This is a genomic window from Ideonella sp. A 288 (genome assembly GCF_002198735.1).
Classification (GTDB): domain Bacteria; phylum Pseudomonadota; class Gammaproteobacteria; order Burkholderiales; family Burkholderiaceae_C; genus Pseudaquabacterium.
Map to the genome: position 1 here is coordinate 1 of NZ_MWLO01000022.1, position 21,952 is coordinate 21,952.

Below are 21,952 nucleotides of genomic sequence, written 5' to 3' on the forward strand. Positions count from 1 at the left end.
CGCCGCCCCGGCCTCCGCCCCGCTGAAGGTCTTGCGCGTCCCGTTCTCGGTGGCCGAGACCACCTTCGACCCGGCCAAGATCAACGACCTGTACTCGCGCACGGTCACGCCGCACATCTTCGAGGCGCTGTACCAGTACGACCACCTGGCGCGGCCGGCGAAGATCAAGCCGCTCACTGCCGCGGCGATGCCCGAGCACAGTGCCGACTTCACCACCTGGACGGTGCGCCTGACGCCCGGCATCTACTTCGCCGACGACCCGGCGTTCAAGGGTCAGAAGCGCGAGCTGGTGGCGCAGGACTATGCCTACGCCTACCGCCGCATCGTCGACCCGGCCAACAAGAGCCCCATCGCGTCGAGCGTGCTCGAGACCGGGTTCAAGGGCTTGGCCGCGGTGCGCGACGACGCGCTCAAGAGCAAGACGGCCTTCGACTACGACCGCCCGATCGAGGGCATCCAGGTGCTCGACCGCTACACGCTGCGCTTCCAGCTCGACGCACCGCGCCCGCGCTTCCTGCAGGACATCGGCGCATCCGACCTGATGGGCGCGGTGGCCCGCGAGGTGGTGGAGTTCTACGGCGACAAGATCGGCGAGCACCCGGTGGGCACCGGGCCGTTCAAGCTGGTGAAGTGGCGCAGGGCCTCGCAGATCGTGCTGGAGCGCAACCCCGACTTCCGCGAGATGCTCTACGACGGCGAGCCGGCCGCGGACGATGCCGCCGGCCAGGCGCTGCTGGCGCGCTTCAAGGGTCGGCGGCTGCCGATGGTCGACCGGGTGGAGGTGTCGGTGATCGACGAGAACCAGCCGCGCTGGCTGGCCTTCCTCAACGGCCAGATCGACGGGCTGGTGGCCATCTCGGGCCAGGTGCCGCTGGATTTCGCCAACCTGGCGATGCCCAACAACAAGATCGCGCCCAACCTGGCCAAGAAAGGCATCCAGGGCCGCCGCAACGTCAACGCCGACTCGGGCCTGATCATCTACAACATGGAAGACCCGGTGCTCGGCGGCTACACGCCCGACAAGATCGCGTTGCGCCGCGCACTGTCACTGGCCTACGACACGCCGCGCGAGATCAGCGGCGTGCGGCGCGGCCAGGCCGTGATCGCGCACTCGCCGATCGTGCCGCACACCACTGGCTACGACACCGCCTTCCGCTCCGAGATGGGCGAGTTCAGCCCGCCCAAGGCCAAGGCCCTGCTCGACATGTTCGGCTACGTCGACAAGGACGGCGACGGATGGCGCGACCTGCCCGACGGCCAGCCGCTGGTGCTGCGCTTCGCGACCCAGCCCGACCAGATCTCGCGCCAGCTCGACGAGGTCATCAAGCGCAGCTATGACGCCGTGGCCATCAAGACCCGGTTCCTGCCGGCCAAGTGGCCGGAGAACCTCAAGGCCGCGCGGGCCGGCAACTACCAGATCTGGTCGCTGGGCTCGTCGGCCGACCGGCCCGATGGCGCCAGCGCACTGCAGCGCCTGTACGGGCCGGCCAGCGGCGGACAGAACCTCACGCGCTTCAAGTACCCGCCTTTCGATGCGATCTACGACAAGCTGCAGCGCACGCCCGATGGTCCCGAGCGAGAGGCGCTGTTCCTCGACGCCAAGAAGATCGCCAACGCGTACATGCCCAGCAAGTACCAGGTCAACCGCCTGAGCACCGACCTGTGGCACCCGTGGCTCATCGGCTTCCGCCGTCCGCTGTTCTGGCAGGAGTGGTGGCATCGGGTGGACGTGGATGTCGAGCTGCGCGACAGGATGCTGCGCTGAGCGCGCGTCTGCGGCCCGCGGCTGCGGGGCCGGCGCGGTGCCCGGCGGGCCCGCACCAGTGAGGGTGCTGCGTGCCATTGCGCCGGCGTGAGCTGATTGGCGCCGCGGGTGCGGCGGCGTGGCCGGCGGGCGCCACCGCGGCCGACGACGGTGTGCGCACGCTGCGCCTGGCCTTCAACTCGCCCGAGAGCGGCCTCGACCCGGCGCAGGCCAACTCGAGCCACTACTCGGCCAAGCTGCTGTCCCAGATCCTCGAGGCGCCGCTGAGCTTCGACTACCTGGCCCGCCCGGTGCGCCTGGTGCCGGCCACCGCCGTGGCGCTGCCCGAGGTGTCGGCCGACGGGCGGCGTTTCACCTTCCGCCTGCGGCCGGGCATCTACTTCAGCGACGACCCGGCCTTCCGCGGAACGCGGCGCGAACTGGTCGCTCAGGATTTCGTTTATTCGCTCAAGCGCTTCTTCGACCCGCGCTGGAAGTCGAGCGACCTCTACCTGCTCGAAGCCGGCAAGATGCCGGGCCTGGCCGCGCTGCGCGAGCGGGCGCTGAAGGGCCAGCCCTTCGACTACGACACCGAGACCGAGGGCCTGCGCGCGGTCGACCGCCACACCTTCGTGGTTCAGCTCGGCGAGTCCAACCCGCGCTTCATCTACAACTTCGCCACGCCGGGCCTGTTCGGCGCGGTGGCGCGCGAGGTGGTCGAGTTCTATGGCGACGACATCGGCGCGCACCCGGTGGGCACCGGGGCCTTTCGCCTGGGCGCCTGGCGGCGCGGCGCGCGCATCGAGCTGCTGCGCTCGCCCAGCCACCGCGGCACCCGCTACGAGGGCCAGCCGGCCGACCAGCCCGAGGCGCGCGCCATCGCCGCGCAACTGGCCGGCCGCACGCTGCCGCTGCTGGACCGCATCGTGGTCGACATCGTCGAAGAGGCGCAGCCGCGCTGGCTGGCCTTCCTCAACGGCCAGCACGACCTGCTCGAACTGCCCAGCCAGTTCGCGCCGATGGCCGTGCCGGGCGGGCGGCTGGCGCCCTTCCTGGCGCGCCGGGGCGTGCGCCTGCAGCGTGCGCTGCAGCCCGACATCACGATGAACTACTTCAACATGGAAGACCCGCTGGTGGGCGGCTACACGGCCGAAAAGGTGGCCCTGCGCCGGGCCATCGCACTGGCCTACGACGGCGCGCGCGAGATTGCGCAGGTGCGCGGCGGGCTGGCGCTGCCGGCGCAGTCGCCGGTGCCGCCCTTCACGTCCGGCTACGACCCCGGCTACCGCAGCGAGATGGACGAGCACAGCCGCCCGAAGGCCCGTGCGCTGCTCGACCTGTACGGCTACCTCGACCGCGACGGTGACGGCTGGCGAGAGACGCCCGACGGCCAGCCGCTGGTGCTGCGCATGGCCACGCAGAGCGACCAGCTCTCGCGCAGCCTGAACGAGCTGTGGAAGCGCGCGCTCGACGCGGTGGGGCTGCGCGTGGTGTTCGAGGTGTCCACCTGGCCCGAGCTGCTGAAGAAGAGCCGCACCAACAGCCTGATGATCTGGGGCTACGCCTGGTCGGCTGCCTCACCGGACGGCGGCTTCTTCCTGGGCATCGCCTACGGGCCGAACGCCACCGAGTCCAACGACTCGCGCTTCGCGCTGCCGGCCTTCGACCGCCTGTTCGAGCGCCAGAGCCGCCTGCCCGACGGCCCCGAGCGCGACGCACTGATGCGCCAGGCCAAGGACCTGCTGGTCGCCTACATGCCGTACAAGGTGCACAACCACCGCATCATGGTGGACCTGCTGCAGCCGCGCGTGCGCCACCACTGGCGCCACCCGTTCATGCGCGACTACTGGCAGTTCCTGGATGTCGGCGACAGCCGCTGAGCCGGCACCGTCCGCCGAAGGCTACAGGGCGGCTTCCTTCTTCAGCCCCAGGATCGCCGCGCCGACGGAACTGGACGCGGCCGAATAGGCCGTGCCGCCGTCGAGCATCTGCGTGGCCTTGGCGAAGTCGCCGCTGTTGATGACGCGCGCCACGGCGCCGGCTTCACGGTGGAAAGCGGCATGCCGTTGCACGCATTCGGAGTACGACCTGAGGCTGGCGTACTTGCCCTTGGCCTCGCCGTGCAGCCACTTGCCCAAGTTGCAGCAGTTGTCTGCCGAGATGGTGTTGGCGTCGAGCGATTCCTTCTTGGTGATCGCCATGCGCAGCTTCACCTTCCATTCGGAATGGGCCTGGGTGGCTTGGGAGAGGTCCATGGGCGGTTCCTGGTCGATGGCAGTCTGGCGACCGCAGTCTGCGGTGCCTCATGCCTTCATTCATCGGCCGCCGAGCCCGGACCTTTAGCCGGCAGTGCCCTGCCGGGACCCGGCCTGCGCTCACTTCTTCTTCTTGCCCCGCTCGGGCACCAGCGTGACGACGGTGGGTGTCACCGCGCCGGGCGACACCGGCTTGCCGCTGGGGGCGTCCTTCTTGGGTTTCTTGGCTTCCTTGGTACTGCGCTGCTGACCTTTTGCCATGTCGGCTCTCCGGCGGTGGGCCCTGCCCTCGTGGCATGGGATTGGTTGACGATGCTCGGTGGCGCCGCGCGGCTTGTCAACCCGCGCAACCCACGGCATTGTGGGTCACGACGCCATCGCCACGATCTGTGCCGCCGGCAGCGCACCGGAGCTGCGTGAGGTTTCGACGCCGCCCTGCAGGCGCAGCAGTGTCGGGATGCTGCGGATGGCGTGGCGCGAGGCCAGCCGCGGGTTGGCGTCGCTGTCCACCTTGACGAACAGCGCGCGGCCCTTCATCTGCCGCGCCGCCGTCTCGAACTGCGGCGCCATCGCCCGGCACGGCCCGCACCAGGCGGCCCAGAAGTCCACCAGGACCGGCAACGTGGTGGACCCGACGACGGTGTCGAAGTTGCCATCGGTCAATTCCACCGGCCGGCCATCGAGCAGGGGCCGATGGCAGCGGCCGCAGTCCGGGTCGTCGGCCAGGCGGTGGGCGGGGATGCGGTTGACGGCGCCGCAATGGGCGCAGACGACCTGGTGCATGGCAGTGTTCATGTCTTCCAGCTCGGTACGGGTGACCGTATTTCAAGAGGGGCGCGTGCGCGGTTTGATCGCCATCACGCCGCGGCCCGATGACCCGCCCCGGGCGACCGCCGATCTGCCAGACTGGCAAGTGGCGGCCTGTGCCGACCACCGCCCGCATGGACACCCAACCCGCCGCCCTCGCACCGCTGTCCGACCGCGCCCGCGGCCTGCCCAATTCATTGGAGGCCGTGCGCGCCGCGCTGCTGGCACCCGCCCCGCACCGCGCGCGCCACCTGGGCGAAGCGCTCATCGAGCGCGGTCTCGTCGACACCTCGACGCTTGCGCGCATGCTCGAGGCCCAGCGCCACACCCAGCCGCACCGGCTGCTGGGGCAGATGCTGGTGGACGCCGGCGTGCTGAGCCCGGTGCAGCTGCATGCTGTGATGGCGGCCTGGATGGGCGTGCCGATGATCGACCCGCGAGGCCTGGTGCCCGAGCCCGAGGCGCTGCGCCGCGTGCCCCGCGCGCTGGCCGAGCGCGAGGGCCTGCTGCCGCTGATGCTGCACGGCGACGCGCTGGTGATCGCGGTGCCCGACCCCTGGGACACCGCGCTGCTCGAGCAACTTCGTTTTGCCTGCCAGCAGCGCGTGGTGCCGGTGATGACGTTGCCCGGCACCCTGGCCCCGGCCGTGGCGCAGGCCTATGCCAGCCTGGGCCGCAGCGCCGCCACGGCCGTCGCCGAGAGCCACGCCCACGACGTGCCCGCGCTGCTGCGCGCACTGGGCACCGACGGCGCCGCCGCCGACGCTGCCGAGCCGGCCGACGGATCGGTGATCACCGAATCCGACAACACGCTGGTGCGCCTGGTCAACGCGCTCATCGCCGATGCCGTGCGGTTGCGCGCCAGCGACATCCACATCGAGACCAGCCAGACGCGGCCGGTGAAGGTGCGGCTGCGCGTCGATGGCGAACTGCAGTCCTACCTCGAGCTGCCGCTGCGGCTGCGCTATGCGCTGGTGGGCCGGCTGAAGATCATGGCCGACCTCGACATCTCCGAGCACCGCAAGCCGCAGGACGGCAAGATCGCCTTCGCGCGCTTCGGCGGGTCCAAGGTCGAGTTGCGTATGGTCACCGTGCCCACGCTGCACGGCCTGGAAGACGTGGTGCTGCGCCTGCTGTCGGGGCTGGAGCCGATGCCGATCGAGGCCATCGGCCTGGCCTCGCACAACCTGGTGGCGCTGCGCGGCGCGATGGCCAAGGCCTATGGCCTGATCCTCATCTGCGGCCCCACCGGCTGCGGCAAGACCACCACGCTGCACTCGGTGATGCGCGAGCTGAACACCGAGAAGCGCAAGATCTGGACGGCCGAAGACCCGGTGGAAATCACGCAGGACGGGCTGCGCCAGGTGCAGGTCAACCCGCGCATCGGCTGGACCTTCGCCCAGGCCATGCGCACCTTCCTGCGCGCCGACCCCGACGTCATCATGATCGGCGAGATGCGCGACGCCGAGACCGCCCGCATCGCGGTGGAGGCCTCACTCACCGGCCACCTGGTGCTGTCCACGCTGCACACCAACTCGGCGCCCGAGAGCATCACCCGGCTGCTCGAGATCGGCCTCGACCCCTTCATGTTCTCCGACTCGCTGCTGGCCATCCTGGCGCAGCGCCTGGTGCGGCGGCTGTGCCCGCACTGCCGTGCGCCGCAGGTGCTGGACGAGTCCGGCCTGCAGTCGCTGGCCCACCTGCACGCCGAGAGCAGCGCCGGCCGCGGCGACTCGCCCGACGCGCTGGTGGCGCGCTGGCGCCAGCGCCACGCGGACGGCCACGGCCGGGTCGTCGTCTACCGCAAGGTGGGCTGCCCCGAGTGCGACGGCCAGGGCTACCAGGGCCGCATCGGCCTGCACGAGCTGATGCTGGCCAGCGAGGCCGGCCGCGAGCTGATCCGCCACCGTGCGCCAGCCAGCGAGATGCAGTCCGCCGCACTGGCCGGCGGCATGGTCACGCTGCGGCAGGACGGCATCGCCAAGGTGCTGGCCGGCCTGACCGACCTGGCCGAGGTGATCGCCGCGACCAACCAATGAGCACGTCGCCCGGCCGCCCGGGCCTCAGGGCGGCGTGGCCGGGTCCAGCTGCGCCGCGATGCCGTCGCCCACGTGCTGCATGAAGGCGCGCACCCGCGCCGTCTGGCGCAGGTCGGGGTGCGTGAGCATCCACACCGGCACCGACAGCTCGGGGATCACCTCCGACACCGGCATCAGCTCGGGGTGGCGGCGTTCCATGAAGGTGGGCAGTATGCCGACGCCGGCGCCGGCGCGCAGCACCGCGGCCACCGCGTTGAAGATGTCCACGCGCAAGCGCACCTTGGCCTGCGCCAGCTGCTTGCGCATCCACTGGTCGTACACACGCGCCTGCGAGTCGCGCTCGAAGGCCACCCAGGGCGCATCGCGCACCAGTGAGGCCAGCGGCAGCACGGTTTGCGGCAGGTCGGGCGCGCCGCGCAGCGCGTACACGCGGCAGTGCGTCATGCCCAGCGGCCGGCCCACCAGGTGCTCGGCCACCTGGGCCGACAGGCGCAGCGCCACGTCGGCCTCGCGCCGCGACCAGGACGGCGATTCGTCGGCGTGGCGGCGCGACAGGTCCACCAGGAAGGCGTTCTCGACCACCTCGACCTCGATGCCCGAGTGCGAGCGCGAGAACGCCGCCAGCGGCTGCGGCAGCAGGTGCTCCATCACCACGAAGGCGGTGGTCACCCGCAGCAGGCCGGTGAGCTCGCGGTCGCGGCCCATCACCCGGCGCTCGATCTCGTCGGCCTGGTCGGCCATGCGCCGGGCCTGCTCGAGCAGCAGCGCACCGGCATCGGTGGGCTGGTAGCCGCTGCGGGTGCGCTCGAACAGGCGCGCGCCAAGGCGCGATTCCAGCGCATCCAGGCGCCGAAGCACGGTGGTGTGGTTCACGGCCAACTGCCGCGCCGCGCCCGCCAGGCTGCCCGTGGCGCCCACCGCCAGCGCAAAGCGCAGGTCACTCCAGTCCAGTTCTCCCATGCGCTGGAGTATCCCTGTCGCCTGCAGGTTTGCAATTGGAGAATGCGAAAGGGCGGGTTGTCTGCGGGAATGCGTCTGCCTACGATGGTCACCTGGGGCCCGTCGATGCCGACGAGCCCGCCTGCCATGTCATGACCCTGTCACCGCACGATCCCCCGCCAGCCTCTGCCCAGCCGCCGCTGCGGCTGCTGGAGCGCTGGGCCCCCGCGCCGCCCCCCGCACCGCCACAGGTGCCCACGGCGACGCGCTGGCTGGCCTGGCTGCGCGGCCAGCAGGCCTGATCTCGACGCGGCCCACCTGAACAGCCCGCGGCGCGTCCCGGCCGCGCGGGAATAATCTCCCGCAGGGCCGCGTATGCCGGATGTGCTTGCTCCTGATGCCTTTCGCCAACAACTGATCGGTGCGATCCCTCGGCTGCGGCGCTACGCCCGTTCGCTGGCCTTCGACCCGTCCACCGCCGACGACCTGGTGCAGACCGTGCTGGAGCGCGCGCTGTCGCACTGGCACCAGTTCGACCAGCGCCGCGACATGGTGCTGTGGCTGCTGTCGATCGCCCACAACGCCTTCCTCGATTCGCGCCGCCGCGATGCGCGCCTGACCCACCTCGACCCGCACGACCTGGCCATCCGCCAGGACGCGATCAGCTCCGACCCCGGTGCCGACACCGGCCTGCGGCTCGACCTGGCCGCCGCGCTGGCCCAGTTGTCGGCCGACCAACGCGCGCCCCTGCTGCTGGTGACGCTTGAACAACTCAGCTACGCCGAATGTGCCGAGGTGCTGGGGATTCCCATCGGCACCGTGATGTCGCGCATTTCGCGCGCACGCGCCGCGCTGCGGGCGGCGCTGGACGGCAGGCCGCGTGCCGAGGGCACGCCGACGCTGCGCCGAGTGGTGTGACCATGAACACGATGCAACGACCCCCTGACGAACACTTCAGCGCCTGGCTCGACGGTGAGCTGGCGCCGGCCGAGCGCGAGGCGGTGGACGCCTGGCTGCGCGACCACCCCGAGGACGCCGCCCGGCTGCAGCTCTGGGCCGCCGATCGCGACGCGCTGCGCGCGCGCTTCGGCCCGGTCGTCGACGAGCCGGTGCCCGAGGCGCTGCGCGACGCCGTGCTGCAGCGGCCGCGCCCGTCGTTCGAATGGGCGCGCGCGGCGATGGCCGCCGGCCTGCTGATCGGCGGGGCGCTGGTCGGTGCCGCCGTCGCCTGGCAGGTGAAGCCCGCCGGCGAGGCCCTGGCCCAGGGCCGTGGCGGCAGCACCTGGACGCACCGCGCGGCCGTGGCCCACGCGGTGTACGTGCCCGAGGTGCGCCACCCGGTGGAGGTGGCGGTGGCCAGCCCGTCGGCCGACGAGCAGCGCGCGCAGGAAGAGCACCTGGCGCGCTGGCTGACCAAGCGGCTGGACATGCCGGTGCGCCTGTTCGACCTGCGTCCGCACGGCTTTGAACTGGTCGGCGGTCGGCTGCTGCCCGATGCCACCGGCCCCAGCGCGCAGCTGATGTACCAGAACAGCGCCGGCCAGCGCGTCACGCTGTACCTGCGCCGGCCCGAGGCCGGTGCCGACACGGCCTTCCAGTTCCGCCGCGAGGGCGATGTCTCGATGTTCTTCTGGACCGAGGCCGGCTTCGGCTGCGCCCTGGTCGGCACGCTGCCGCGCGAGCGGCTGCTGACCTTGGCCGAGTCGGTCTACAAGCAGTCCGAGGAAGCCCCGCTGATGCCGCAGGCCAAGCCGGTGTCGTAGTCGCCCGTCGGACGACCCCGCACCGCCGGCGGCGGGCCTGCCCGGGCGCTTCCTAGAATGGCCGCATGCCCGGTCACCCTCCCGCCCGGCGTGGCCTGGCTGCGTCGTATCGCCTGTTCGTCGTCGCCGTCCTCGGTTTCGCCTCGGGCCTGCCGCTGGCCCTGACCGGCCAGGCGCTGCAGGCCTGGCTCAGCGTCGAGGGGCTGGACGTGGCCACCATCGGCTTCCTCAGCCTGGTGGGCCTGCCCTACACCTTCAAGTTCCTGTGGGCGCCGCTGATGGACCGCTTCGAGCTGCTGCCCGCGCTGGGCCGGCGCCGCGGCTGGCTGGTGGCCACGCAGCTGGGCCTGGCCGGCACGCTGCTGGCGCTGTCGGCCACGCCGCCCAGCGGTGCGCTGCAGGTGTTCGCGTTGCTGGCGGTGGCGGTGGCCTTCGTCTCGGCCTCGCAGGACGTGGTCATCGACGCCTACCGCACCGACCTGCTGCCGCCGGCCGAGCGCGGCCTGGGCTCGTCGCTCAACGTGCTGGGCTACCGGCTGGCCATGATCGTCTCGGGTGGCGTGGCGCTGATCTGGACCGACCCCGTGGCCGGCAACGGCTGGCGCTGGCCCGACGTGTACCGCGGCATGGCCGCGTTGATGGTGCTGGTGGCGGTGTTCTCGGCGCTGGCGCTGCCGCGGCTGCGCACCGCGCCGGCACCCACCAGCGTGGCGCGCAACGACCTCATCGGCTTCGTCGCCGTGGCCGCGGCGGCGGTGGCCGGCTACCTGTTCACGCTGCACCTGGCCACGCCCGTGGCGGCGGCGCTGCTGTCGTCGTGGCTGGCCGGCCTGGCGCTCACGCCGGCCCTGCAGACGCGCTGGATCGACCTGGCCGCGCTGCTGATGGGCATCGCCTTCACGCTGCCGCTGGGCGCCTGGGCGGCACGGCGGGCGCGCTTCGAAACCCTGCTGGGCGGGCTGCGCGGCTACTTCAGCCAGCCCGGCGCGGCGGCCTTCCTGCTGTTCATCGTGCTGTACAAGCTGGGCGACGCCTTTGCCGGCGCGCTGATGACGCCCTTCCTGCTGCAGGCCATGGGCTTCGCCTCGGCCGAGGTGGGCGTGGTCAACAAGGTCATCGGCCTGTGGCTCACCATCGGCGGCGCGTTGCTGGGCGGCGTGCTGATGCTGCGGCTGGGGCTGTGGCGCTCGCTGCTGCTGTTCGGCGTGCTGCAGGCGGCCAGCAACATCGGCTTCTGGTGGCTGGCGGTGCACGGCAAGGGCAGCCTGCCGGGCCTGCTGATCCCGGCCTTCGACTGGGGCTTCGTGGCGCTGAAGCAGGCCACGCCGGTGGACGGCGGGCTGTTGATGGTGGTGGCCGCCGAGAACCTGTCGGGCGGCATGGGCACGGCGGCCTTCGTGGCCTTCCTGATGAGCCTGACGCAGCAGCGCTTCACGGCCACGCAGTTTGCGCTGCTGTCGGCCTTCGCCTCGGTGGGCCGCGTCTGGGTGGGGCCGCTGGCCGGGGTGCTGGCGCAATCGATCGGCTGGCCCGATTTCTTCGTCGTGTCCACCGTGCTGGCGCTGCCGGCGTTGCTGTTGCTGTGGTCGATGCGCACCGCGGTGCAGCGCCTGGAGGTGCTGCCCGGCAGCGGCAGCGCCGACGATTGATTGCCAGAATTCCACCCGGGTCAGCGCGCCCGGGCCTTGTGCCTGCCCCGTCCCGCCCCATCTGCGCTGCTCGAAGAAGGACCCGATGACCACGCCGTTCCGCACCGATGCCGAGATCGACCTGCCCGCCTTGCACGGGCAGGCCTGCCGCTGCGTGCTGCATGCCCGACGCCGCCTGGGGGGTGCGCTGATCGGCGCGGGCGCCCTGGCCGCGGCCTGGCCGGTGGCGCCGGCCTTCGCGCAGCAGGATGCCGAGTGCAAGCGCTCCAAGATCGCCGGCCTGGCCCCCGCCGGCCAACTGGAGCAGGCGGCGGGGCAGCAATACCAGCAGATGCTGCAGCAGGCCAACGGCAAGCGCGCTCTGGGCCCGAAGGACCACCCCCAGGTGCAGCGCCTGCGCTACATCGCCGACCGCATCATCCCGTTCACGGTGGGCTGCAACGAGCGCTCGCGCGACTGGAAGTGGGAAGTCAACCTGATCGGCTCGCAGGATCTGAACGCCTTCTGCATGCCCGGCGGCAAGATCGCCTTCTACTACGGCATCCTGTCCAAGCTGCAGCTCAGCGACGACGAGGTGGCCATGATCATGGGCCACGAGGTGGCGCACGCGCTGCTCGAGCACGCGCGCGAGCGCATGGGCAAGACCATGCTCACCCGCGGCGCCATCGAGCTGGGCTCGGCCCTGCTGGGCCTGGGCGACCTGGGCCGCAGCGCGGCCGGCATGGGCGCGCAACTGCTCACGCTGCAGTTCAGCCGCAGCGACGAATCGGAGGCCGACGCGCTGGGTCTGGTCCTGGCCGCCAAGGCCGGCTACGACCCCGGTGCCGGCGTCACGCTGTGGCAGAAGATGGGCGCCGCCAGCAAGGGCGCGCCGCCGCAATGGCTGTCCACCCACCCGTCGGGCGAGTCCCGCATCCAGGAGATCGGCGCCCGCCTGCCGCGTGTGCGGCCGCTGTTCGCGCAGGCGCCCAAGCCCGAGCAGCGCTTCGCGCCGCCCAAGGCCGCCGCGGCCTGATCCGCGCCGGCCCGGCGGGCTACCAGCGCGCCGGCAGTGCCCGCAGCAGCACGACCGCCTGGCGATCGATGCGCAGGTAGCCGCCCTGCGCCAGGTCTTTCAGCAGGCGGCTCACCATCTCTCGCGAGCAGCCCAGTCGGCTGGCCATTTCCTGGTGCGTCAGCCGCTCGACGGCGCGGATGCCGCCGTCCGCCGTCGCGGCCGGGGGCAGTGATTCGAACAGCAGCCGCAGGCGGCCATAGACATCGTTCAGCGCCAGCCGGCGGGCGTTCTGCGTGGCGTTGCGGGCGCGCCGGATCACCTTGGACAGCAGCTCGAAGGCGAACTCGGGCCGCTCGGCGATGAAGGCCTCCAGCGTGCGGCGGGTCACCACCGAGCAGGTGCAGGCCTCGTGCGTGATGACGCTGGCCGAGCGTGGCCCGCCGTCCAGGCTGATCTCGCCCATGTACTCGCCGGGCCCGTAGACGCCGTAGGTGATCTCGCGGTCCTGGTCGTCGGCACTGAAGGCGCGCACCCGGCCTGCCAGGATGATGAACAGCGTGTCGCCGAGATCACCCTCCTGGATCAGCAGCGTGCCCTTGCGGTAGCGCCGCACGTCGCCCCGCGAGGCAAGCTCGCGCAGCGTGTCGCTGAGCGCGGAGAGGTCGACGGGGTCGGGCTTGGCACGGGGCATCGGCGGCAGCCCCCTGCCACCGATGGCGGGGGGCTGGCCGGCATGCTACCTGCCGCGCCGTGGGGACGCTGGCGCCCTGGCCCGGGTGCCTGGGGCGGCGGCCCCGGGCGGTCAGGAGTCCAGCGGGCGCCTGCGGCCGGTGGCGCGGTCTGCCGCAGCGCCCAGGCCCATCGGATCGAGGTCGTCGACCAGGTCCTGCAGTGCGCTCACCATCGGTGGCAGCAAGGCCAGCTGGCGCACCAACGCCGCGATGCTGCCGGTGCCGGTCTTGGTGCGGATGCTGCCGATCTGCGTGCGCACCGTGGCCATGCCCACGCCCTGGCGTTCGGCGATCTGCAGCGGCGTGAGGTCGGCGCACAGGCCCTTCAGCACCACCGTCTCGGCCATCGTCAGGCCCTGGCTGCGCGCGAACCACTCCACCGTCAGCGGCTCGCACACGCGGCGGCGGCCGAGCATCAGCAGCACCGGGTGGCGCAGCTCGCGGTCGGCCTGCGGCAGCGGCACCACCGCCACGCCCACGCCGCCGCTCTCGCCGCCCAGGTGCAGCAGCTGGCGCAGGCCGCGCCGCGCGGCGCCGTCCACGGCCGCGCGCAGCAAGGCCAGTTCCTGCGGATCGCGGGTGTGCAGGTGCCGGCCCACCAGCTTCAGCGGGTGCGGGCCGGCCAGGTCGCGGCGGGCCACCTTGTTCATCTGCAGCACGCGGCCCTCATCGCCCAGCAGCAGCATGCCGTAGTCGACCTCATCGATGGTCTGCAGCAGTTGCCTGGGCTCCACCGGGCCGTGCGAGCGCCGCTCGGGGCCCAGGTAGTGCGTTGGCGCGGGTGGCTGCGGGTTCCAGCGTGCGTCGACGAAGTGGCGCTGCAGGTCGGGTTGGTCGAGCATGGTCGTTCTCCTCGGCGCCGCCCTGCAGGAAAGTGGCAGGGCTCGGCACTGGAGATCACTTTAGGCAAGGCCCCCCGCCACGGGCCGTGAATCCGCCGTCCCGATCTTGTGACTTATTCACCTCGCCCGGCGCGAGGGGTCCGGCGGCCCAGCCGCCGCCGGCCTGCTCAGGTGCCGGTCACGTAGGGGTTGGTCCGGCGCTCGCGGCCGAAGGTGCTCTCGGGGCCGTGCCCGGGGATGAACACGGTGGCGTCGCCCATCGGCCACAGCCGCTGGGTGATGCTGGCGATCAGCGTGTCGTGGTCGCCACCGGGAAAGTCGGTGCGCCCGATGCTGCCGGCAAACAGCACGTCGCCGACGAAGGCGCGCCCGGCCTCGGCACTGTGGAATACCACGTGCCCCGGCGTGTGGCCCGGGCAGTGGCGCACGTCGAGCGTGCTGCGGCCCACCGCCACCTGGTCGCCATCGGCCAGCCAGCGCGTGGGCACGAAGGGCTCGGCCGGCGCGAAGCCGAACATCCGCGCCTGCTGCGCCAGGCCGTCGATCCAGAACTGGTCGCCGGGGTGCGGCCCGACGATGGGCAGGCCCAGGCGCCGCGCCAGCTCACCGGTGCCGCCGGCGTGGTCGATGTGGGCGTGGGTGAGCAGGATCTGCGTCAGCGTCACCCCCAGCCGCTGGGCCGCGGCCTCGAGCTGGTCGAGGTCGCCCCCGGGGTCGATGACCGCGCCCTCCATGGTCTGGTCGCACCAAGCGATGGAGCTGTTCTGCTGGAAGGGGGTGACGGGGACGGTGTGGTAGCGGAGCATGCGGCATTATGAGTTTTGGCAACTAAGCGTCGATTTTGGGCACTTATCAGCCCATTTTTAGGCCCCTCAGCGGCCCTTGTTGGGCATCAATGTGTCGAGTCCGAGCTTTCTTCACCGTGGCACGGAAGTTGCCGACATCAGCAAATGTAGCCAAGGACAGCGCCGATTTCGGTGTCTCGCGGCGGCTGGAGATTCAGCCGGCCTCTCCACCTACGACGGAACCGCAAGAGGCCCCTTGAAACTGACCGCCGACGGCCGGCTGAAGCGTTCTTTCCTTCCGGTGCCATCCGGACAAACAGCGCCAGCGATTCCGATCCAGATCTGCCACAGATTCCTACCAGGGGGCGCTACCAAGATGACTTCTCGGGTTGCGTGCACAGACATCAGCTATGGCGGAGCCAGAGGTCATTGCCAGTTGAAAGTAAGGAGGATGCAGGAAAGGGGCCGCTCAAGCGCGTAAATCGAAGCCCCGGACCCGCCGCTCTGGGTCCTCGGCCATCTCAACCTGGTTGCCTGCAACGCAGCGAATGCCGCCAGTTACAGGCTCGAACTCACCGCCCGAAAGCTGTCGATCAACTTTCGAGCTAAACCGATCTCGTACGTCTACCTTCGTGCCTAGAAGGCGAGGTCGAAGGCCGGTCCGAGATGTCACGGGTTCGCCGCTAAACCTCATGGCATCGATCGACACCGAATAGTGTGCGCATCCGCGCGGCTTTCGCCGCGGATGCGCCCGCGAGATCGATCACGGCCAGCCGCTGCCGAGCCCTGGAGCAGCACACGTAGAAAACGTTGCGAGAGCGCTTCGCACGGCCCGGGTTCGCCGTCTCATCCGCGCCGGACAGGTACTTGTCGAATGAATAGAAGTTCCAGGCGGCGCCAGCGTCGTCCAGCACCACCAGCACGGTGTCAAACTCGTCACCCTTGACGCCATGCTTGGTGGAGAACGGCGTACTGGTCATGAAGAACCGGGCGAAGGCGGCGACCTGCTGATAGGGGAGCCCGAAGAGGGCTGCGTACAGCGCCGCGTCTTGTTGCTCGCGCTCCTTTGCGGCGTCATCCATCACCGCAGTCAGGATGGGTTGCGTGTCGGCAAGCCTTAGAGCCAGATCATCAGTCAGCGGGAAGAGGTGACGGTCTCTGATCGTCTCAAGCACTTCGCGGACCGTTCCGGTAGCGCGCCTGGCCATCAGGGTGTCGAGCGCCTCGCGTACCCCCGACTTCGCTGCCCGACTGGCCAGACGGTGACCGGCGCCATGGAGCCTGCCCAGCGTCTCGCCAATGTGCCCCTTCTCCCAGGCCAGGGCCAGAGGTTCAACTCTTTCCAGGAAAAACGAGATCCGCCGGTCAGAGCCATCGGTGAGGGCATCCTTGGCAAAGGCACCTCTATCCGAGAAGGCCTGCAGCAGGTCGGCAAAGCCGGCTTTGCGGGCGATCAAGCGATGGGTCAGGTATAGCTCGCGTGTTCCCGTGCCTGCCAAGTCCCAATTCAGGGTGTTCGCCAGAAGGTCCCGCGCGCGCTGGAGACCGGCTTCATCGGCACCAACCGCCACACGGATGTATGCAACGTCGCCTTGAGCGTTGTTGTTCCCGGGAATCTGGGTGATGTCGGTTCGGATCTTGTTCAAGACATCTATGACGTGCAAAGAGCAACGACGGTTCTCGCGCTTGACGATGACCTCCAGGGGAGCTGCCAGCTCCGCCGGCAGCTCGCCAATCCCTTTGTGCTCGCCATGGTGATAGATGTTTTGCATCTTGTCGCCAAAGAACCCAAGCACAAGCTTGTCGCCGGCCAGCGGCAGCATCCGGCGTAGCAGGACGTCGATCACGGCTTCGCTGGTGTCCTGATACTCGTCGATGAAGATGTACGGGTAGCGGCTCGCCACGATTCTCGCCAGCTTGGCGTAACGGCCGTAGGCGAGACGCGCGATCGACAGCAGGTCATCGTGGTAGACCCGCCCTTCTAGGAACTTTGAGCCGCGATCCGAGTACTTCACCTCCAGCCGTGCTGCGACCCTCGCTTCCAGCTCGACCTGATCGACCCGACGCGTGCTCCCGGCGGGGAGCGCTGCATTGAGATCGAGCAGCGCCTGCCGAAGGGCTTGCTGGTGGGGCTGCAAGGTGCTCCAGACGAAGTCGTGGATGGTCGAAACACGGACCAGAGAATTGCCCTGGATGCGCTCGATCACCTGGTCCTTGGCCACGTTGGTGTAGGTGATGCAGGCGATCTGCTGCCCATCGCGCCTGAGCCGGTCGGCGACCGGCGGCGCGCAGAGCTTCTTGAGACCTTCGATGAGCGAGAAGGTCTTGCCCGCACCGGCGCCGGCATCGAGAACGAAACTCCGGCCCTCGGCAAGGCACTCGGCGATACGTTCGTCCGCCGTCCTTTCGGCCGCGGCCGGGGCTACTGCTTCGCCAACCATTCGAGCCCCTGGCGGATGTACATGGGCGTGATCCAGCCTTCGTTGGCCAGCAGGTCAAGCGCGAAGTCGACCTTGGGCAGGTCGATGTTGTAGGCGTCGACGGTCAGGGCTGCCGCATCGGTATGAGTAAAGGTTCCCCCAGTGCCCAAGAGCTTGGCCTTGTTGGTGATCAGCCAGGCCGCGTTGGCATACACAAATGCTTCTTCGAAGCTGCGGGCGCACGGGTGACCCGCAGCTTCGGGGACCTGATAGGCAACGCGGACCCGTCCCGAGGTCTTCTGCACCTCGGCAGCGGCCATTAGAGTCGGCAAGTTGGAACTTCCCGGAAGCCACTGAGACAGGGTGGCGTTGCTGGTGGCGTGCCCACTAGCCACAGGCGCCTTCTTCTTGGTCGTGCCGTCAATCGAATCCAAGTCGGTGATCACCAGCGCGGGCAGCTCCAGGAATTCGATCAGCTTGCGGAAGAGGTGCGCATACGCGCCGCCCACTTCGACCGTGCAGACGTAGGTTGACGTGAGCTTGTCGCGCAGCGCGGCATCGAGGGCCGCGATTAGACGGGGCAGCAGCATGCGTTCGACCTGCCCCTCAATGAACACGAGCTTGTCGGCAAAGAACATGTCGCACCGCGTTGTCGTCAGGTACTTCCGCAGGAACTCCATCGCGGCCTTCTCGGGTTCAGTTTTCGCTGAGGACTCGAAGGACAGCAGGTCCTTGATCTCGACCGTTCCTTTGTTTCGCCGGAAGTAGCGGATCGGCGCGAAACCGCAGTTGGCCGCCATGTGCGACGAATGCGTCGTCAGCAGCAACTGCACCCCAGTCTCGCCGGCGGCAGGTGTGAGGAACTCGCTGACCTTCTGGACGAAGACGGCCTGCATTTGGGGATGCATGTGTACCTCCGGTTCCTCGACGACCACCAGGTGGACGCGTGGACGGTGTTCGGGGTCGGACTCGACGTCCTCACGGAAGGACTTCAGGCACAGCACGATGTAGATGAGGTTCTTGAAGCCGAGGCCGTTGTAGCGCTCGGGCAGTTCGAAGGCCTGGTCAAGCGCCGCCACGGCGCCCTCGACCGGTGGCGGGGCTGCGCTGACCGCCGCGTAGTAAACGCGCGTGGTGTCCTTGAAAAGGCCGTCGGCGCTGAGCTCGGCACGGACCGTCAGCTTGGGGGACTCAGGATGGCCGAACTTGGCCAACCCCTTCATGAGGCCGTCGAAAGCCTTCACGTATTGGGGACCGAGGGCCGTGGACTGGTCCCGCAGCGTCCTCTCGAGCGCTTTAAAGTCGTTGGGAGCGTCGACCTTGTACCGGCGCTCGTAGTGAGCATGCAGCAGCGTCGACAGACGCGTGGCCTTGCTGCCTTCTTCGCGATCGTCGATGTGGCGCTGCGCGCTGACGACGTCGATGCCGATCAGCCGTTGCAGGATGCCGCGGTCCGGCAAGCGTTCCGACTGGCTGCCGTCGGGGCTTAGCTTGAACTGGTCCAGCTTGAAATAGTCATGCAGCGTGGGTGCAAGATAGTCGACAAGCGACTGATCATTGTCCCGGTCCTTCAGGTAGGCCTGCGCCAGCTGCTTGGGATCAACAGCCGCGAACAGGATTTCGACCAACACCGAGGTGGACGCGTCTTCCAAGTCCATCAGGAGCTCGCCGGCGATGGCAAGGTCTGGGCCCGTATCGTCGTAGTCGAACTTCAGGCGCAGCGACATGGCCGGCAACGCGGGGAGGGTAGTTGGCTCCGGAAGGGGGCCTGCAGCCGCTTCGGCACTGGCCGGTGCGCCAACAGCGGGGGGCGTCAGGACATGTTGTTCAAACTTCTTGAACGTGTCGCGGCACTCCAGCGAGAAGTCGTTGATTGACAGCTGTTTGATCGGCCTTTGGAGGAAGGTCAGCATCGCCTCGATCGCTGAGGTCTTCCCACTGTTGTTGGGGCCGACCAGAATCGTGGTGATGCCCTCTGTGTCTAGCCGCATGCGAGTGTCACGCAGCAGCCGGAAGTTCTTGATGGCAATTTCGGACAGCTTCATGCCCGGTCTCCCTCTCCCTGCCCAGGCGCCTTGATCTTGATGCCATTGCCTGGGGAGCCCACGCTGAATGAACTCGCGGCGATAGTAGACGAGATGTGCTTAAGGTGGGCGGAGGTGATGCACGAAGCGCCTCCTTTCATCGCCCACCGCAATGGTTCCATAGAGCGGCCGTTGGTGAGCGACCGGAATCAGTCTTGACCTGCCGTTTGTCCATGGACGGGCAGCTTCGCTGGTACTGCGCTCCGCCCTCGATGCAGCGATGCCGATCAAGTTGGCACCCTCAGCCCCGATTGCGCCGGCACGCAGCTTGGAGACGAACCGGAGGCCATGGGTACGGTTGACCGTCAACGTCCACGAAGCGCCGTCGGGCGTATGCAGTTGCCCGACGTGGCGCTGGCACCAGCCGCCAGTCACGTCCATGGAGGGACACCCCCTCCGACAATCTGCCCGCTCGGACAGCGTTGACGGGTGTCCGAGACGGCGACGCTCAATCGAACGAGGCCTGGAGCTCGTCGATCAGCCGGCCGACATAGGCCACGGCGTCGCGGATCGGCTGTGGCGACGTCATGTCGACGCCCGCCCATTGCAGCAACTCCAGCGGCGTGCGTGTGCCGCCGGCCTTCAGCACCTCCAGCCAGCGCTGCAGCGCGGGTGTACCTTCCTGCTGCACGCGCAGCGCCATCGCCGTCGAAGCGACCAGGCCCACGGAGTAGGTGTACGGGTACAGGCCCATGTAGTAGTGCGGCTGGCGCATCCAGGTCATGCGTGCGCCGTCGTCCAGTTCCAGCGTGTCGCCCCAGAAGCGTTCGAGGATGCGGCCCTGGCAGTCGTCGAGCACCGTCGCGGTGATCGAGCCGCCCTGCTCGGCCAGCGCATAGACCTGCCGCTGCAGTTCGGCCTCGAGCAGGTGGGTCACGAAGTTGTGGTGGTAGGTGCCCAGCACTTGCATGATGACCGAGCGCCGCAGCCGCCGCTCCTGGCTGCGGGCCAGGATGTGCCGTGCCAGCAGCATCTCGTTCATGATCGACGGCGCCTCGATGAAGGGCATCGCCGGGCGCATGTTGACGAAGCGTTGGTGCTTCATCGCCAGCGCGAAGTGCCCGCCGTGGCCCAGCTCGTGTGCCAGCGTGAACACGTTGCGCATCGTGTCCGACCAGGTGATCAGGATGTACGGGTGCACGCCGTAGGGCGACGCGCAGAACGCGCCCGAGGACTTGCCGACGTTGTCGGCACGGTCGACCCAGCGCTGTGTCAACGCTCGGCGCACGAAGTCCAGGTACTCGGTCCCCAGCGGCTCCAGCGCCTCGATCACCAGCTGGCAGCTCTCGTCCCAGGGCATCGGCGGGTTGTATTCAGGGTCCAGCGGCGCCTTGATGTCGCAGTACATCAACCGGTCGAGCCCCAGCACACGCTGGCGCAGGCGCGCGTAGCGCTGCATGTGGGGCGCGAGTTCGGCCTGGATGACGTCGAGGATGTCGCGGTACAGCGTGTGGGGGACCTTGTGCGGTTGCAGCAGCAGGGCCTCGGTGCTGGCGTAGCCGCGCAACCGCGCCAGCACGACGTTCTTGCTGACCTCGGTGGCGAAGGTGGCGGCACTGGTGTGGTGGTGGGCGCGCAGTCCGGCGGTGAACGAGGCCCAGGCGCCGCGGCGCACGCTCGCGTCGCTGTGCGTCTCGAAGCGAGACTCGAAGCCGTTGAACGAGTTCGCGTGCACGGTGCCTGCCCCGTCGGTGAAGGGCTCGAAACGCATGTCGCCGAACTTGCACCGGCCGTAGGCCATGTACGGCGCGTCCAGCACCTCGCCCAGCGCGGCGAGCGCGCGCTCGGTCTCGGCGGACAGCCGGTGCGGTCTCAGCGCCAGCAGGTCGTCGAGCAGCACGTCGAACGCGGACAGGCCCGGCTCGGTCGCGCGCAAACGCTGCATCGCGCCGTCCGGCAGCGCAAGGATCTCGGAGTCGACGAAGCTCGTTGCCGCGTCGATCCTCGCCTGCAGCGCCGCGACCCGGGCCACTGCCGCCTGGTGGGGCGGGTGCGTGGCGTCTTCGGCGTTGCGCAGGTGGGCAAAGGTGCTGACGCGCATCAGCCTCGCGCCGAGCGTCTCGAGGTCCGTCAGGCAGGCCAGCAGCATGGCCGCGTTGCTGCCGAGCCGGCCTTCGTAGGCGGCGAACGCCTGCCGGGCGGCGTCGATGCCCTCGAACTCGGCCTCCCAGGCGGCCTCGTCGGGGAACAGGTCACGCAGGTCCCAGGTGGTCTCGACGGGGACTTCGAAGCGTGACGGAAGGGATGACATGCGGTGGGCCTCTGGCAGTTTTGGCGAGTATCGGCGTGGTCAACCGGCCGGATAAGGTACACACCCCCGCGGCCAGCGATCGGCTGTTGGGGTGGGCATGAGCACGGCGCAGTACGCGCATTGGGCGCGGATTCCCTCAGTGCCACCTCAGCCAGCACGGGCATCAAGAAAGAGCGCCCCGACCTGCCTTTGCTGGGCATGCGCGGGGGGTCAGTGACCGCAGCTCGATCAGTACCCGGTCACAGAATACAGCGGCCGTATGAGGCGACAGCTTTCGAACCCTCGATGCAGTGTCGAGCCGATATCCGGGTCGCGACCGACGAGTCTGCGGCGTAAGGAGCCGGTCGCCGCCGTCCGGCGTACGCACGGTAAGCGCCATCAAGCAGACGTTCGGCTCGGCCTCCTATGTTGACCCGAGCGGCAGCTATGCGAGGTACACCTGACCCCCGTGTTGGGACTGCACGGTCTCGTTGCGCGACCGGCTGCTCCCATCCACCGTGACTGCCTCGAATCGACCCTGAACCGACATCCGCAGCCAGGAACTCGCCGCCCTGAAGCTGCCGATCGGACCCCCCGTACACGTGCAGCCTGACCTTGCCCCCGGAAACCGTCTCCCTTGCTGAGTGATTCAATCCAAGCAAGGAGA

General features: G+C 69.2%; 18 protein-coding genes. 8 read left to right on the top strand and 10 right to left on the bottom strand.

All coding sequences use genetic code 11. The annotated features are described in order from the left end of the window. Together EOINJALH_RS01080 and EOINJALH_RS01085 are read left to right on the top strand one after the other, a co-directional pair. A partial coding sequence (locus tag EOINJALH_RS01080) for an ABC transporter substrate-binding protein (protein WP_144289797.1) occupies positions 1-1,765 on the top strand: 1,765 nt, incomplete at its 5' end. A 71-nt stretch (positions 1,766-1,836) separates the two neighbouring features. Further along, positions 1,837-3,624, top strand: a complete 1,788-nt coding sequence (locus EOINJALH_RS01085; protein ID WP_088278466.1) for an ABC transporter substrate-binding protein — start codon at positions 1,837-1,839, stop codon at positions 3,622-3,624. Between the two features lie 21 nt (positions 3,625-3,645). On the opposite strand, the gene EOINJALH_RS01090 is transcribed toward EOINJALH_RS01085, so the two are convergent. The 3 genes from EOINJALH_RS01090 to trxC form a co-directional block, all read right to left on the bottom strand. Further along, a complete protein-coding gene (locus tag EOINJALH_RS01090; protein WP_088278467.1) occupies positions 3,646-3,999 on the bottom strand; it encodes a CZB domain-containing protein in 354 nt (117 codons plus the stop codon). 120 nt (positions 4,000-4,119) lie between these two features. Continuing rightward, positions 4,120-4,260 carry a hypothetical protein gene (locus EOINJALH_RS32100; RefSeq protein WP_199873114.1) on the bottom strand — a complete coding sequence of 47 codons (141 nt, stop codon included), beginning with the start codon at positions 4,258-4,260 and terminating at the stop codon, positions 4,120-4,122. Positions 4,261-4,365: 105 nt separating this feature from the next. Further along, complete coding sequence (trxC, locus tag EOINJALH_RS01095; RefSeq protein ID WP_088278468.1) at positions 4,366-4,794, bottom strand: thioredoxin TrxC; 429 nt, start codon at positions 4,792-4,794, stop codon at positions 4,366-4,368. 146 nt (positions 4,795-4,940) lie between these two features. Between trxC and EOINJALH_RS01100 the strand changes: the two genes are divergently transcribed. Beyond that, on the top strand, positions 4,941-6,845 hold the full coding sequence (locus EOINJALH_RS01100; RefSeq protein ID WP_088278469.1) for a GspE/PulE family protein: 1,905 nt from the start codon (positions 4,941-4,943) through the stop codon (positions 6,843-6,845). A 24-nt stretch (positions 6,846-6,869) separates the two neighbouring features. On the opposite strand, the gene EOINJALH_RS01105 is transcribed toward EOINJALH_RS01100, so the two are convergent. Then, positions 6,870-7,805 (bottom strand): LysR family transcriptional regulator, encoded by a 936-nt coding sequence (locus tag EOINJALH_RS01105; protein WP_088278470.1) that lies wholly within the window; start codon positions 7,803-7,805, stop codon positions 6,870-6,872. Between the two features lie 131 nt (positions 7,806-7,936). Here EOINJALH_RS01105 and EOINJALH_RS31550 point away from each other — a divergent pair, with 131 nt between their 5' ends. The 5 genes from EOINJALH_RS31550 to EOINJALH_RS01125 all read left to right on the top strand — a co-directional run bounded on the left by EOINJALH_RS31550 (position 7,937) and on the right by EOINJALH_RS01125 (position 12,211). After that, entirely contained in the window at positions 7,937-8,086 is a 150-nt protein-coding gene (locus EOINJALH_RS31550) for a hypothetical protein (protein WP_158219606.1), read from the top strand. Between the two features lie 73 nt (positions 8,087-8,159). After that, positions 8,160-8,702 (top strand): sigma-70 family RNA polymerase sigma factor, encoded by a 543-nt coding sequence (locus EOINJALH_RS01110; RefSeq protein WP_088278471.1) that lies wholly within the window; start codon positions 8,160-8,162, stop codon positions 8,700-8,702. An 11-nt stretch (positions 8,703-8,713) separates the two neighbouring features. Then, positions 8,714-9,547 carry an anti-sigma factor gene (locus EOINJALH_RS01115; protein WP_088278481.1) on the top strand — a complete coding sequence of 278 codons (834 nt, stop codon included), beginning with the start codon at positions 8,714-8,716 and terminating at the stop codon, positions 9,545-9,547. Positions 9,548-9,612: 65 nt separating this feature from the next. Continuing rightward, positions 9,613-11,196 (top strand): AmpG family muropeptide MFS transporter, encoded by a 1,584-nt coding sequence (locus tag EOINJALH_RS01120; RefSeq protein ID WP_088278472.1) that lies wholly within the window; start codon positions 9,613-9,615, stop codon positions 11,194-11,196. Between the two features lie 85 nt (positions 11,197-11,281). Further along, positions 11,282-12,211 (top strand): M48 family metallopeptidase, encoded by a 930-nt coding sequence (locus EOINJALH_RS01125; RefSeq protein WP_088278473.1) that lies wholly within the window; start codon positions 11,282-11,284, stop codon positions 12,209-12,211. A 19-nt stretch (positions 12,212-12,230) separates the two neighbouring features. Here the strand turns inward: EOINJALH_RS01125 and EOINJALH_RS01130 are convergent, their stop codons facing one another. From EOINJALH_RS01130 to pepF, 6 genes are all read right to left on the bottom strand, one after another. Continuing rightward, positions 12,231-12,884 (bottom strand): Crp/Fnr family transcriptional regulator, encoded by a 654-nt coding sequence (locus tag EOINJALH_RS01130; RefSeq protein ID WP_088278474.1) that lies wholly within the window; start codon positions 12,882-12,884, stop codon positions 12,231-12,233. Positions 12,885-12,995: 111 nt separating this feature from the next. Beyond that, a complete protein-coding gene (locus EOINJALH_RS01135) occupies positions 12,996-13,766 on the bottom strand; it encodes a LuxR family transcriptional regulator (RefSeq protein ID WP_088278475.1) in 771 nt (256 codons plus the stop codon). Positions 13,767-13,933: 167 nt separating this feature from the next. After that, positions 13,934-14,572 carry an MBL fold metallo-hydrolase gene (locus EOINJALH_RS01140; protein ID WP_088278476.1) on the bottom strand — a complete coding sequence of 213 codons (639 nt, stop codon included), beginning with the start codon at positions 14,570-14,572 and terminating at the stop codon, positions 13,934-13,936. Between the two features lie 662 nt (positions 14,573-15,234). After that, a complete protein-coding gene (locus tag EOINJALH_RS01145; RefSeq protein ID WP_088278477.1) occupies positions 15,235-16,992 on the bottom strand; it encodes a UvrD-helicase domain-containing protein in 1,758 nt (585 codons plus the stop codon). Continuing rightward, positions 16,974-19,016 carry an ATP-dependent endonuclease gene (locus tag EOINJALH_RS01150; protein WP_088278478.1) on the bottom strand — a complete coding sequence of 681 codons (2,043 nt, stop codon included), beginning with the start codon at positions 19,014-19,016 and terminating at the stop codon, positions 16,974-16,976. Before EOINJALH_RS01150 ends, EOINJALH_RS01145 begins: the two co-directional genes overlap by 19 nt. A 487-nt stretch (positions 19,017-19,503) precedes the next feature. Further along, a complete protein-coding gene (pepF, locus tag EOINJALH_RS01155; RefSeq protein ID WP_088278479.1) occupies positions 19,504-21,306 on the bottom strand; it encodes an oligoendopeptidase F in 1,803 nt (600 codons plus the stop codon). Between the last annotated feature and the right edge of the window lie 646 nt (positions 21,307-21,952).